This is a genomic window from Streptomyces sp. LUP30, assembly GCF_001746365.1.
Taxonomy (GTDB): domain Bacteria; phylum Actinomycetota; class Actinomycetes; order Streptomycetales; family Streptomycetaceae; genus Streptomyces.
Genome location: NZ_MJAJ01000053.1, coordinates 37403 through 50475 on the forward strand (window position 1 = coordinate 37403; position 13073 = coordinate 50475).

11 protein-coding genes are annotated in these 13073 nt (G+C 71.6%); 2 read left to right on the forward strand and 9 right to left on the reverse strand.

The window, feature by feature from the left end; all coding sequences use genetic code 11:
• Positions 1-262 precede the first annotated feature (262 nt).
• From BG482_RS32455 to BG482_RS46275, 8 genes are all read right to left on the reverse strand, one after another.
• Positions 263-1639, reverse strand: coding sequence for an amino acid permease (locus BG482_RS32455; protein ID WP_069772772.1), 1377 nt, complete (start codon positions 1637-1639; stop codon positions 263-265).
• Positions 1640-1751: 112 nt separating this feature from the next.
• Positions 1752-2642: a TauD/TfdA family dioxygenase gene (locus tag BG482_RS32460; RefSeq protein WP_069772773.1), complete on the reverse strand. Its 891-nt coding sequence runs from the start codon at positions 2640-2642 to the stop codon at positions 1752-1754.
• Positions 2643-2655: 13 nt separating this feature from the next.
• Positions 2656-3996 (reverse strand): LLM class flavin-dependent oxidoreductase, encoded by a 1341-nt coding sequence (locus BG482_RS32465; RefSeq protein WP_069772774.1) that lies wholly within the window; start codon positions 3994-3996, stop codon positions 2656-2658.
• A 108-nt stretch (positions 3997-4104) separates the two neighbouring features.
• Entirely contained in the window at positions 4105-4842 is a 738-nt protein-coding gene (locus tag BG482_RS32470) for an ABC transporter ATP-binding protein (RefSeq protein WP_069772775.1), read from the reverse strand.
• Complete coding sequence (locus tag BG482_RS32475; protein ID WP_256096551.1) at positions 4818-5795, reverse strand: ABC transporter permease; 978 nt, start codon at positions 5793-5795, stop codon at positions 4818-4820. The genes BG482_RS32470 and BG482_RS32475 overlap by 25 nt, the downstream gene beginning before the upstream one ends.
• Entirely contained in the window at positions 5792-6859 is a 1068-nt protein-coding gene (locus tag BG482_RS32480) for an ABC transporter substrate-binding protein (RefSeq protein WP_069772776.1), read from the reverse strand. Before BG482_RS32480 ends, BG482_RS32475 begins: the two co-directional genes overlap by 4 nt.
• Before the next feature lie 312 nt (positions 6860-7171).
• A complete protein-coding gene (locus BG482_RS32485; RefSeq protein WP_069772777.1) occupies positions 7172-8386 on the reverse strand; it encodes an ROK family protein in 1215 nt (404 codons plus the stop codon).
• 85 nt (positions 8387-8471) lie between these two features.
• Positions 8472-8564: a putative leader peptide gene (locus BG482_RS46275; protein WP_370745933.1), complete on the reverse strand. Its 93-nt coding sequence runs from the start codon at positions 8562-8564 to the stop codon at positions 8472-8474.
• Between the two features lie 289 nt (positions 8565-8853).
• Here BG482_RS46275 and BG482_RS32490 point away from each other — a divergent pair, with 289 nt between their 5' ends.
• Complete coding sequence (locus BG482_RS32490) at positions 8854-9459, forward strand: biotin transporter BioY (protein ID WP_069772778.1); 606 nt, start codon at positions 8854-8856, stop codon at positions 9457-9459.
• 254 nt (positions 9460-9713) lie between these two features.
• Here BG482_RS32490 and BG482_RS32495 read toward each other — a convergent pair whose 3' ends face one another.
• A complete protein-coding gene (locus tag BG482_RS32495) occupies positions 9714-10436 on the reverse strand; it encodes a hypothetical protein (protein WP_069772779.1) in 723 nt (240 codons plus the stop codon).
• Positions 10437-10675: 239 nt separating this feature from the next.
• Between BG482_RS32495 and BG482_RS32500 the strand changes: the two genes are divergently transcribed.
• The gene (locus BG482_RS32500; protein ID WP_107450836.1) at positions 10676-12961 is read left to right on the forward strand and encodes a serine/threonine-protein kinase; all 2286 of its coding nucleotides are present in this window, start codon (positions 10676-10678) and stop codon (positions 12959-12961) included.
• Positions 12962-13073 lie beyond the last annotated feature (112 nt).

The following is a 13073-nucleotide window of genomic DNA, read 5'->3' on the forward strand; positions in this document are numbered from 1 at the left end:
CTGTCGGAGGACCTGTTCGTCGCCGTGGGGCCGGTCGTCCCGAGGGGTCCGGTCGTCCACCGGAGAGCCCCCGTGAGTCACGTCCTCACGGGGGGCTTCCTTCTTTCCCGCCTGCCGGTGCGAAGGTGAGAAGACGGTCGCGAGGCAGGACGTCGGCGCAGGCCCTCGCGGGCGTGCGGCTTATTGCAAGTTACTTGCAAGTGCGTGCCGGCGACAAGCAGGCCCCCGCGTGGCGTCCACGCGAGGGCCCGGGAGAAGCAGGTCAGGCAGTGGTGCGCCGCCGCTGCCGGACGAGGCCGACGAGCGCCAGAAACGCCGTCATCCCGCCCGACCAGTACAGCTGGACCCGCGTCCCCGGCTCCCGCGCCATCAGCACGAGGATCGCGGCCATACCCGCCAGCGCCACCCAGGTCAGCACCGGGAACGCCCACATCCGCACGACCAGCCGCTCCGGCGCCTCGCGCTCCAGCCGGCCGCGCAGCCGCAGCTGCGAGAGCGCGACGAAGATCCAGACCACCAGGATCACCGCGCCGATCATGTTCAGCAGCCAGGGGAAGACGTCGTCCGGACGCCAGTGGCTCAGCGCCACGCACCCGAACCCGAAGACGCACGAGGCCAGCACCGCGATCCGCGGCGCGCCCCCCGACACCCGGCCCAGCGCCTTCGGCCCCTGCCCCCGTGTCACCAGGGAGTACGCGATCCGCGAGGCTCCGTAGACGTTCGCGTTCATCGCGCTGAGCAGCGCGGCCAGCACGACCACGTTCATGATCTGTCCGGCGCCGGGGATGCCGAGGCGGTCGAGGGCGGCCACGTACGGGCCCTTCTCGACGACCGCCGCGGAGTCCCAGGGGACGAGGGTGACGATGACCGCCATCGAGCCCACGTAGAACACCGCGATGCGCCACATCGCCGTACGGACCGCCCTCGCCACACCCCTGACCGGGTCCTCCGACTCGGCGGCCGCGATGGTGACCGTCTCCAGACCGCCGTACGCGAAGACCGAGGCGAGCAGCCCGACGACCAGGCCCTCGCCGCCGTGCGGGAACACCTCGCCCAGGTTCGACGCCCCCGGGGAGCGGGCGCCCGGCAGCGCCCCGGCGACGGCGAGCACGCCCAGCGTCAGGAAGAGGGTGATGGCGCCGACCTTCAGCGCCGCGAACCAGAACTCGAACTCGCCGAAGTTCTTCACCGCCGCCAGGTTCGCCCCGCAGAACACGAGCACGAACAGCCCCGTCCACGCCCACTCCGGCGTCCCCGGCAGCCAGCCCGTGACGATCTTCGCGGCGCCGATGCCCTCCAGGCCGACGGCCGTGCACAGCAGCACCCAGAAAGCCCAGCCTACGGTGAAGCCCGCCCAGGGTCCGAACGCCCGCTCGGCGTGCGCCGAGAACGAGCCCGACGAGGGATGCGCGGCGGACATCTCGCCCAGCATCCGCATCACCAGCATCACGAGAAGCCCGGAGAGCGCATAGGCCAGGACGATCGACGGCCCGGCGGCGGCGATGCCCGCCCCCGAACCCACGAAGAGACCCGCGCCGATGACGCCGCCCAGCGCGATCATCGACAGATGACGCTGCTTGAGGCCGTGGGACAGGGCGGCGTCCGACTCCTGCGGAGTGCTGACGGTGGTGCTGGGCATGGGTGCGGCTCGTCCAGTGGGTGAGATGGGCAAAACGCCCACAGTGTGGGCAGCCCCTCCGCGCCCACGGAGAGGCTGCCCACCATCCGGACGGCCCGGACGCTCAGCGTGGTTACGCCGCTACGGAGGTGTAGTGCGCCGCGTCCCCCTCGATCGAGTAGCTCTCCTTGCCCTCGACGCCGACCGGGACGTCGCCGGCGACGGTCACCCGGTGCAGTCGGCGCGGCAGCTTGTCGTAGTTGTCGACGGCGTAGTGCTGGGTGATGCGGTTGTCGAACAGCACCAGCTGGTTCTCCGACCAGCGGTGGCGCAGGACGTTCTCCGGCCGGGTGACGTAGGACTGCAGCAGGTCGAGGATCCTGCGGGACTCGCCCACCGACAGACCCACGATCCGCTGCGCGAACCCGCCGATGAACAGGCCGCGTTCGCCGGTCAGCGGATGGACGCGGACGACGGGGTGGACGGTGCGGAACTTGATGGACGTGAACCGGGCGCGCTGGGCGGCCCGCTTCTCGTCGATCTCCTCCGCGGGCACCGCGTAGTCGTAGTCGTTGGTGTGCTCGGCCCACAGGTTGTCGGCCAATGCCCGCAGGGGCTCGGGCAGTTGACGGTAGGCAGCTGCGGAGCTGGCGATCAGCGTCTCGCCGCCGTACGGCGGGACCGTGATGCTGCGCAGGGTGCTGGCCTGCGGCGGGTTGAGGACGAACGTCACGTCGGTGTGCCAGTGGTTGGCGCTGCCCTGCTCGCTGTCGACGGGCAGCACGTTCGGAGCCCCGTCGACGGCCGCCACGGTCGGGTGGGCGGTGGTGACGTCGCCGAAGTGGCGGACGAAGGCCTGCTGGCCCTCGTCGTCCAGGTGCACGTCGTCGAAGACCAGGGCCTTGTGGGCGTTGAGCGCCTCGCGCAGCGCGGCGTAGGTCTCCTCGTCGAGGGGCCGGGCGAGGTCGACGCCGCTGACGTGGGCGCCGATGTTCGCGGTGACCTTGCGGATGTGGAGGGACATGACGGAGGTCCTTTCAGACGGTGGCGAGCGCGGGGCGGACGTACTGGTTGGCGGGGCGCGGGAGGCCGTACCGCTCGCGCAGGGTGGTGCGCGGGCCGTGGTCGGCGCGCACCAGGCCGCGGGCGCGCAGGAGCGGCACGACGTGGTCGACGAAGGCGTCGAGACCGGACGGCAGAACCGCGGGCATGATGTTGAAACCGTCGGCGGCGCCCCGGGTGAACCAGGTCTCGATCGCGTCGGCGACCTGCTCGGGCGTGCCCGCGAAGGTGAGATGCCCGCGCCCGCCGCCGAGCCGCCCGACCAGCTGCCGCACCGTGAGACGCTCCCGCCGGGCCAGCTCCACGATCAGGGTGTAGCGGCTCTTGGCGCCCTCGATGGCGTCCTCGGGCGGCAGATCGTCGGGCAGGCCCGCGTCCAGCTCCAGCGTGCCCGGATCCAGCTGGAGCAGCTGCTCCAGACGCCGCACCCCGTGCGTGTACACGATGTGCTCCTCCAGGACGCGCTCTTCGGCCCGCGCCTCCGCCTCCGTCGAGCCGATCACCGGCACGATGCCGGGCAGCACCTTGAGGTGATCGGGGTCGCGGCCGGCGGCCCCGGTGCGCGCCTTGAGATCCGCATAGAACGCCTGCGCGTCGGCGAGCGTCTGCTGCGCGGTGAACACCGCCTCCGCGTACCGGGCCGCGAAGGCCTTGCCGTCCTCGCTCGACCCCGCCTGCACCAGCAGCGGGTATCCCTGCGGCGACCGGGGGACGTTGAGGGCGCCCTCGACGCTGAAGTACGTTCCCCGGTGCCGGGGCGGATGGATCTTGTCGTCGTCGCCCCAGACGCCGGTCGCCTTGTCGGCGACGATCGCGTCGTCCTCCCAGCTGTCCCAGAGCTTGAGGGCCACGTCGAGGAACTCGGCGGCACGGGCGTAGCGCTCGGCGTGCGCGGGCTCGGCGTCGAGACCGAAGTTGCGCGCGGCCTCCGCACCCGCCGTCGTGACGATGTTCCAGCCCGCCCGTCCGCCGCTGATGATGTCCAGCGAGGCGAACTTGCGGGCCAGGTTGTAGGGGGAGTTGTAGGAGGTGGAGGCGGTGGCGATCAGGCCGATGCGCTCCGTCGCCGTCGCCAGCGCGGTGAGCAGGGTGAGCGGCTCCAGCGCGCCGGCCGGCCGCTGGGCGATGTCGCCCCACAGCTGCGGGCCGTCGGCGAGGAACAGCGAGTCGAAGGAGCCGCGCTCGGCGGTCCGGGCCAGACGGACGTAGTGGTCCAGCTCCACATGGGCGTGGGGGTCGCTCTCGGGCAGCCGCCACGAGGCCTCGTGGTGACCGGTGTTCATGAGGAAGGCGTTGAGATGAAGGCGGCGGGGCATGGAGAGTCCTTCGCTTCGGACAGGTACAGGAAGAAGGGGAGAAGAGGGGAAAGGGTGGAGAAGGGTGGAGAAGGGTGGCGGAGGGAGGGGAGGCGCGGACGCCGGAGTTCAGGCGACGTCCGACGTCACGCCCAGCGCCGTCAGCAACCGCTCCCGGTACTCACCGAGCAACGGATCCCGGTACGAGCGCGGATGCGGCCGCTCGACGGTCAGATCGAGCCCGATGCGCCCGTGATCGAGGACGAGAACACGGTCGGCGAGCACGATCGCCTCGTCCACGTCGTGCGTGACGAGCAGCACGGAGGGCCTGTGGGCCTCCCACAGCACTCGCAGCAGGGCGTGCATCTTGATGCGGGTGAGCGCGTCCAGGGCCCCGAACGGCTCGTCGGCCAGCAGCAGTTCGGGCTCGCGGACCAGCGAGCGGGCCAGCGCGGCGCGCTGCGCCTCACCGCCGGACAGCTCGTTGGGCCAGGCCCGCTCGCGCCCCTTCAGCCCGACCTCGGCGAGCGCCTCCCGCCCCTTGCGCACGGCCTCCCTGCCGTCGAGGCCGAGCAGCACGTTGTCCAGCACCCGCCGCCACGGCAGCAGCCGGGAGTCCTGGAAGACGACGGACACCCGCTCCGGCGCCGTCAACTCCCCTTCTCCGGTGACCTCGTGGTCCAGACCCGCGACCGCCCGGAGAAGGGTGCTCTTGCCGGACCCGCTGTGTCCGAGCAGGGCCACGAACTGTCCGGCGGGGATGTCCAGGTCGACGCCGTCGAGGACCGTGCGTCCGTCGAAGGACCGGGTCAGGCCGCGCAGCCGGACGGCGGCGGACCGGGTCAGTTGCTCAGTGTGCGGCGCCACGACAGCACCCTCCGTTCGATGAGACGGACCGCGCTGTCGGAGATCAGACCGAAGACGCCGTAGATGAGGAGGCCGACCAGGATGACGTCCGACTGGCCGTAGTTCTGGGCCTGGAACATCATGTAGCCGAGCCCGCTGGTGGCGTTGATCTGCTCCAGGACGACCAGGCCGAGCCAGGATCCGGTGACGCCGAGCCGGAGACCCACGAAGAATCCGGGCAGAGCTCCGGGGATCACGACCTGCCGGACGAAGCGGACCTTCGACAGGCCCTGCACCTCGGCGAGTTCGACGAACCGGTGGTCGATGCCGGACAGCGCGGCATGCGTGTTGAGGTAGATCGGAATGTAGACGACGATGGCGATGATCGCGATCTTGAAGGCCTCGCCGATGCCCAGCCAGAGGATGAACAACGGGATCAGTCCCAGGGTCGGGATGGCCCGGTTGAGCTGCACCGTCCCGTCGATCAGCGCCTCGCCGGTCCGGGTCAGCCCCGAGACCAGCGCGAGCGTCACCCCGGCGATGAGGCCGATCGCGAAGCCGTATCCGGCGCGCTCCAGCGAGGTGAGGACGTCGGTGGTCAGCGTCCCGTCCGTCCACAGGTGGACGCCGGTCTCCAGCACCGTCCAGGGCGCGGGAATCGCCCCGGTGTCCAGTCGCCCGGCCGCCGAGGCGACGGCCCACAGGGCGATCAGGAGCAGCGGTCCGGCGAGCCGGGAAGCCGGCCACGGTTTGCCGGGAGCGAGCCCACGGCGTCGGCGGCGACGGCCCCGGGACCCGCCGCCGGCCCCCGAGGCCGCCACAGCCGCCACGGCGGCGACGGCGGGAGCAGCGGTCACGGCCGTGTCGGTGTCGGCGCCCGGGTCGATGTTCGGGTCGGTCTTCGGGCCGGTCTTCGTGTGTGCGGCCGGGCTCGTGCCCGTGGCCGTGCTGGCGCTGGTGGTCATGGCGGTCAACTCCGGTACTCGGCTGCCACGGACTTGGCGGCGATGCCCTCGAAGCGGTGGTCGAAGAGCGAGGCGACGTCGAACTCCTTCACGAAGCCGCCCTTCGCGAGGAGGTCCGCGGTCTCCTGCTCCCACTTGATGGCCTCGTCCCAACTCGGCGGGAACAACGGCTTGTTGGCGAGTGCGGTGATCGACTTGGCCTGGTCGAGGGTCAGGTTCTGCGTCTTGACGAAGAACTCCTCGTTCCAGACGTCCGGGTTCTCGTAGCTCCACACCAGGCCCTGCGCCCACTGCGGGATGAACGCGGCGACGGCGGCCGCCTTCGCCTCGTCGTTCAGCACGGACGTCGGCGCCCACAGCAGGCTGAGCAGGTCCACGACGTCCGTGGTGATGACGCGGGCGCCTTTCGGCCCGTACTGCTTGAGATAGGCGGGCGACTGGGTGTTGCCGAGCGGGGCGATGTCCACCTGGCCCGACTGGAGGGCGGTGAGGAACTGGTTGCTGGTCAGCGGGACCAGCTTCACGTCGTCGTACTTCAGGCCGGCCTTCTTCAGCGCCCGCAGCAGGACGACGCCCTGCGCCTGGCCCTGGGAGAACGCCAGCTTCTTTCCGCGGAAGCCGTCGACGCTCCTGATCTCGCTGCCCGGCTTGGTGGCGAAGACGTAGTTCGGCTTACGTGTGATGTTGATCGCGACGATCTTCGCGTCGAAGCCCTGGTAATGCGCCTGGATCGGCGGGATGCCCGCATTGTTGGCGACGTCCAGGGACTTCGCGCGGAATGCGTTGATGACATCCGGACCGGCTCCGATGTTCAGCCAGTTCGACACCTTGAACGGCAGCTCGGGCAGATGCGCCAGCTTGAGCTGCAGCTCCTGCTGGCCCTGGAACGAGGCGATCTTCAGACTCGTGCCGGCGGGCACCTTGTCGGCGAGCGGGGCGGTCGAGACGCCCTTGCCGCCGGTGGCGGCACTGCTCTCCGCGCAACCGCTGAGCCCGGCGACCCCGGCGGCGGCGCCGAGCAGGGAGGTGAGGAAGAGGCGCCGGTCGACACCGGACGTACGGGAAACAGGCATGGGAGAACCCCCAGGGAAACGGAGAGAGCGTGATTAGCGGCAGCGGCAGCGGCAGCGGCAGACGCAGACGCAGACGCAGACGCAGACGCAGACGAAAGGCACGGCATGGCGGTGCTGGGCGCGACAAGGCACGACAGGATGTGGCAGGGCCCGGCAGAGGAAAATCACCGGGGGAGGGAATTCACCCGGTCGAAGGCGGGGAGAAGGGCGCGCTCCCGGCGCGCCGGGGCGTCAGCAACAGAAAGTGCGACAGCTCATGAGAAAGATGTTCCTGTCCGGGTACGAGGCCTGTCAACATTCGGAGTTTCTGAATTAACTCCGCTGAGGTGGGACGTCCGCGGACGAGGTCAGCGGGTCGCGGTAGAGCACGTCCAGTGCCACCGCCCCGCCCGCCACGGCCAGCACCGAGTCGGGAAAGCTGCTCGGTGAGACGGTGGCCCCGCGCCCCCCTCCCACCTCGTCCCGCAGCGCCGCGAGGCAGTCCTCCCGGAACAGCACCCCCACCTCCGTGACCACGACACGCTCCGGGTTGAGCACGTCCAGCAGCAGACCGGCCGCCCGCCCCACCATCCGTGCCCGCTCCCGCAACAGCCGTGCCGCCACCGGATCACCGGCGTCCGCTGCGGCGACCACCTGCATCGGGTTCGCCCCGTCGCTCACCCCAGCCTCCCGGGCCCTCCGGCACAACGTCCGCTCGCTCAGCTCCACTTGCAGGCAGCCGACCCGGCCGCAGTCGCACGGCTGCGTGCCCCCGGCCAACGGCAGATGTGCGATCGAGCCCGCCTGGGAACGCGGCCCGTGGTGCACCTCGTCGTGGGTGGCGAACGCCGCGTCGACCATGTTCCCGACGAACAGATGCAGCACACTGCGGCTGCCGCGGGCCCGCCCGAACAACCGCTCCGCGTTGACCAACGCCCGCGCGTGCCCGTCCACATGGACCGCAAGCCCGGTGCGGGCGCTCACCGCCTCGCGCACCGGCACGTCCCGCCAGCCCAGCAGCGGATGCTCGACGACGGTGCCCGAATCCCGGTCCACCCAGCCGCCCACGGCGACCCCCAGCGACAGGGGACGGCAGCCGGGGGTCTCGCCCAGCAGCGCGCCCAGCCCGTCGGCGGCCCGCGCCAGCACCTCGGACGGTTCGAGACCGCGATGGCTCAACTCCCGCCGCGCCACCACCCGTCCGCGCAGATCCAGCAGGGAGACGGTCGTGTACGGCACCGCCACGTGCACGCCGCCCACCACGAACCGCGAGTCGTCCAGGTCCACGGGAACGTGCGGGCGGCCCACCCCGTTGTTGCGCCGGGGCGCGGCCGCCTCCCGGAGCAGTCCGATCCGGGCGAGCCGGGCGCAGTGGTCGGTGACGGAGGCGGGGGACAGGCCGGTCAGCCGGGCGATGGTGGAGCGCGCCACCGGTCCGTGCTCCAGCACGGACCGCAGGATCACACTGGCGTTGGTGCGCCGGCGGTCGCTGTCGGCGACCCGGGTGAGAGGGGAGACCAGAGCGGGGGGAGCCGCGGTACGGGGCATGGGGAAGTTCCTCGGGAGTCAGGAGCCGGTCCGACACTGCGCCGTCTGTGGAGCGCGGCGCGCCGGATGATCGGCTCCGCCCGCCTCACACCGGAGGGCGACAGGCGGCAGTGCCCACTCGTCGCAGGTCGACATGGCGACGCGACGAGAAGTTCAGAGCCTGGGCCTGGGCAACCATGGCTCGAAGCTAGCAGCGAGGGCCCGTCCTGCCCAGACGTCGACCGACGGGCGAGACGGCGACTGCGTGTTTGGCGGGACCCTACAGAGGCCGCACGAGGCGCCCGCGTAGCCCGCACCACCTCACCTCAGTGACCGGCGTCACCCCGTACCGGGTGTAACGCCCATGCTTTGTCCGAAGCCCACCAAGTCCCCGATCGCCCGTTTGTCGATCGCTGACGGTGATCGCGTGCACGCCCCTGGGATAGCGTCGCCGTGTCCCCGATCCGTACGACCTCCGCGGAGTCCCCATGAGCACGGCCGCCGTCACCCCCGCCCGTCCCGGACAGGTCCTCGCCGACCTGCTTCCGTTCCCCACGCTCCGCGCGGGCGGGGCCACGACCCGGGTCCGGGACGTCGCGCTCGTGCTCGGCGGCGCCGCGCTGACCGGCCTCGCGGCCCAGATCGCGGTCCCCGTCCCCGGCACCCCGGTCCCGGTGACCGGTCAGACCTTCGCCGCGCTGCTCGTCGGCACGACCCTCGGCGCCCGCCGCGGGGCCTCCTCGCTCGCCGTGTACGCGCTGGCCGGACTCGCGGGCGTGCCGTGGTTCGCCGACGGCACCTCGGGCGTCGGCGTCTCCTTCGGATACATCCTCGGCATGATCCTCGCGACCGCCGTCGTGGGCGCGCTGGCCCGGCGCGGCGCCGACCGCTCCGTGCTGCGCATGGCGGGCACGATGCTGCTGGGCGAGGCGATCATCTACGCCGTCGGCGTCCCGTACCTGGCCTACGCGGCCGGCATCTCCGCCTCCGCCGCCGTCGCGGCCGGCCTCACCCCGTTCCTGATCGGTGACGCCCTCAAGGCGGCTCTGGCGATGGGCCTGCTGCCCACCGCGTGGAAGCTCGTCCGGCGATGACCTGCCGACGCCGCTGACGGTCCGGCTGTGACACCGGCGCCGACCGGGAGGAGGCGTGATCCGACGGCGTCCGTCGGATCACGCCTCCGTCATGTCCGTGTGTCGCGCTCCTCCGCCTCGCGGGCCGTCGGTGATCTGTCGTCGGTAATTTGTGATCGGTGATCGGTGATCGGTGATCGGTGATCGGTGATCGGTGATCGGTGATCGGTCATCGGCCGGCGGCTGTCCGCCGTCGGCCGTCGGCCGTGTGGGGCTCAGCTCGGCCGGACCGTCGGCCGCCGGTGGGACCACCACAGTCCGGCCGCGCCCGCCATGAGCAGCGAGATCCCGGCCCCGCCCAGCGGGAGCACGTCCCGCCCGACGCCGGTCCTGGGCAGCTCGTCGCCGCCGGGAGCCGCGGGCGTGTTGTCGGTGCCGAGGAGCAGCGGGGTGGCGGGTGCGTTCGGCGACGGGTTCGTCGTGCCGAACGGCACCGGTCCCTGCTGCCAGAACGTCTTCTTGCCGTCACTCGTCTGGACCGGCAGACAGATCTTCCCGGACTTTCCCAGATCGAAGGTCGCGCCGACGTCATACGACTTCGACGCGCCGGCCGCGAGATTGTCGACGGGGCAGGAGAAACCGCTGTTGGAACCCGCCGGAAGATCTTTCTTCGCGATCGCGTCGCATCCCTGAACGCTTTTGACCGTGAGCCCGTCGAAGCCGACGATCAGAAGCCGTATGTGTCCGCTGTCCTTCGTCCCCTCATTCTTCACCGTGGCGGTGATCGCCGTCTTCCCGGACTTGTTGTCGACCGAGATCCTCTCCGGCAGCAGCGTCGTCGTCCTCACGCCCGCAGGCGCCTGGTCGACGGACTTTCCCCCCTTGCCGCTGCCGGGCCCCTGATCGTCCGCCCCGGCAGGGAAGGAAAGGATCAACACTGCCGAGAACGATGCCGCGACCAGCGATCCGGCAATGGTCGTCGCACGACGAGAACTCATGTTCGGCCCCCTTGGCTGCGCCTGAATTCGCAGTACTTGAAGAGGTACCACAAGATTTCTCCGCACTATGCTGGTACGGCACTAAGTGTGACTATTGTGTTTCTGAGTCCGGACAATATGGGGGGTGCAGCGGATTGCCGGGTAATTCGGGAAACGTGGGGAATCCGGGGAGTCCGGGGAATCGGGAAGGTTCGGGGGGCGGCGGGAATTCAGAGAGCGGCGGTTTTCCCGGGTTGCTGGTGACGGGGCGTTATCGGCTGGTCGAGAGCATCGGCCAGGGGGGAATGGGGCGGGTGTGGCGAGCGGCCGACGAGGTGCTCGACCGGCCGGTCGCGGTGAAGGAGATGCGTATCGACGGCCTGGGCTCGGAGGACACCCGCACCCGCCGCGAACGCACCCTGCGCGAGGCCCGGGCGACCGCCCGCATCGACCATCCCAACGTGGTGCGCGTCTACGACGTCGTGGACGAGGGCGAACGGCTCTGGATCGTCATGGAGTTGGTGGCCGGCCGCTCCCTCGAGCAGATCATGGCCGAGGACGGTCCGCTGGGTCCCCGGGAGACCGCCCGCATCGGCCTCGGGCTGGTCACGGCGTTGCGCCAGGTCCATGCGAGGGGGGTGTTGCACCGTGACATCAAACCCGGCAACGTCCTGGTGGAGCACGGAGGTTGGAGAACGGACGACGGGCCGGGAGGTGGCGGCGGCCGGGGCGCGCAGGGGGACGGCGGCCACGGAGAGGGACGTGCGGGCGGCGACCGGCGGGTGGTCCTCACCGACTTCGGCATCGCCGCGATCCAGGACGCGAAGGCGCTGACCATGGTCGGCATGCTGGTCGGCTCCCCCGACTACATGGCACCCGAACGCATCTCCGGCCGGCTGCAGGGCCCGCCCTCCGACGTCTGGTCCCTGGGCGCGACGCTGTGCGCCGCACTGGCCGGTCACTCCCCTTTCTCCCGGGACACCACGCTGGCCACCCTGCACGCCGTCCTCTACGAGGAGCCCCGACTCCCGCCCGGCGCGGGGCCGTTGCACACCGTTCTCGCCGCTCTGCTGCTCAAGGAACCCGCCGCCCGCCCCACCCTCACCGCCCTGGAAGCCGTCCTCGCCCCCATAGCCTTCCCGACCCCGACCCCGGCCCCGACCCCGGCCCCGGCCTCGACGGTGACGCAGGAAGCCGCGCCGCCGTCGACATCGGTGCCGACACCCCCGCCGGAAGGCGCCCACCGTTTCGACCGCCCCGCGAGGCCCGCCGGTCCCATCGTCCCCGACGGTCCCGGGGCGGCCGAGGAAGCCGGGGACGCGGTACGGGATCGCGGTCCGGCTGCGGTGGGTCCGCCGAGCGCCGGACGGCCGCCGCTGGGGGAACCGCCGGTCCGCACGCTTCTCGACGCCCGGAGCGGGCCGGTCCCGCAGGACCCCCGGCGTCCCGCCCCGCCCCGTCCCGAACCCCGGGACTCCGTGCCCGGGCACGTCCGAACCCCGGGCCGGCCCGAGCGGTCCGCCCTTTCCGCCGCTCCCGAAGCCCTCGACGTCCCGGCCGCCGGCGCAGGCCTGGCGGCCGCACCCGCTGGGGCCTCCGAGTCGCGTTCGGAGTCGGGCGCCGAGCCCCCGTCCCTCGGGCCCGTCGGCACGCCGCACCCGAGCCCCGGCGTCTCCCTGACCCGCTCCCGGGCGGTCACGGAACGAAGGGCCGCCCCGAGCGGGCCGACCCGGCGGCCGGAGGGAGCGCCCCCGGACCGTGAACTGCCCGACGGTGAACTGCCCGACGGTGAACTGCCCGGCGGTGAGCTGCCAGGTCCCGCCGTGCCGGCTGCTTCCGGCGACGGCGGCCGACGCCCGCGCACCACCCTCCCGGGGCGAGGGGGCCCGCGGCGGGGACGGCGCGCGGGCGCGCTCGCCGCCGTCGTCGGGGCCGTCGTCATCCTCGTCGTCGCCGTCGGCACGGTCGTCGCGATCATGCTGGCGAAGGCTCCCGGTGCGCACGACGGCAACGGGCGGTCGGCAGGGTCCTCGCCCCGGGCGTCCACGGTCACCGGCCCCGCGACCACCGCCGCCGGCCCCTCCGCGTCCCCCACGGTCGAGGGGACCTTCAGGCCGCCGAGCCTGCCGCCGGGCGCGCACCAGGAGGCCGGCGGCTTCGCCTGGACGACGCCCAGGGGCTGGCGACGCGATGTGAAGACGGGCGCGGAGGTCCACTACACGTCCCCGGACGGCGTCCAGGAACTCGTCGCCAGATCCTCCCTGGCGCGAGGCGATCTGATGGACACCTGGCAGACCTCCGAGCGGAACGCCCGGCAGGGCCGGGACTACCGCAAGATCCGCCTGGAGGAGACGACGTTCCGAGGGCTGCGGGCGGTCGTCTGGGAGTACACCTTCACCCTGAAGGGCACCCCCTGGCACGCCCGGCTCCTCGGCTTCGACGAGAACGGGAAGTCGTACCAGGTCAACACCTGGTACCAGCCCGGGACCGAGGCGGCGGCCCTGAGGACGTACGAGAAGGTCAAAGCGAGCTTCACGGTGACGTGATCCGTCGCCGAAGGCGGCAGTAACGGGCCGAAGGCGGCAGAACAGGCGAGAGAAGAGAGGGGAAGAGGCCCGCCGCAGCGGACCTCTTCCCCTCTGTTCACCCGAGCCCCGG

What these genes read in the sequence shown, in the direction of transcription:
- BG482_RS32480 (WP_069772776.1), bottom strand. Translation starts at nt 6,859, where the DNA reads ATGCCTGTTTCCCGTACGTCCGGTGTCGACCGGCGCCTCTTCCTCACC.
- BG482_RS32455 (WP_069772772.1), bottom strand. Translation starts at nt 1,639, where the DNA reads ATGCCCAGCACCACCGTCAGCACTCCGCAGGAGTCGGACGCCGCCCTG.
- BG482_RS32465 (WP_069772774.1), bottom strand. Translation starts at nt 3,996, where the DNA reads ATGCCCCGCCGCCTTCATCTCAACGCCTTCCTCATGAACACCGGTCAC.
- BG482_RS32495 (WP_069772779.1), bottom strand. Translation starts at nt 10,436, where the DNA reads ATGAGTTCTCGTCGTGCGACGACCATTGCCGGATCGCTGGTCGCGGCA.
- BG482_RS32485 (WP_069772777.1), bottom strand. Translation starts at nt 8,386, where the DNA reads ATGCCCCGTACCGCGGCTCCCCCCGCTCTGGTCTCCCCTCTCACCCGG.
- BG482_RS32460 (WP_069772773.1), bottom strand. Translation starts at nt 2,642, where the DNA reads ATGTCCCTCCACATCCGCAAGGTCACCGCGAACATCGGCGCCCACGTC.
- BG482_RS32490 (WP_069772778.1), top strand. Translation starts at nt 8,854, where the DNA reads ATGAGCACGGCCGCCGTCACCCCCGCCCGTCCCGGACAGGTCCTCGCC.
- BG482_RS46275 (WP_370745933.1), bottom strand. Translation starts at nt 8,564, where the DNA reads ATGGTTGCCCAGGCCCAGGCTCTGAACTTCTCGTCGCGTCGCCATGTC.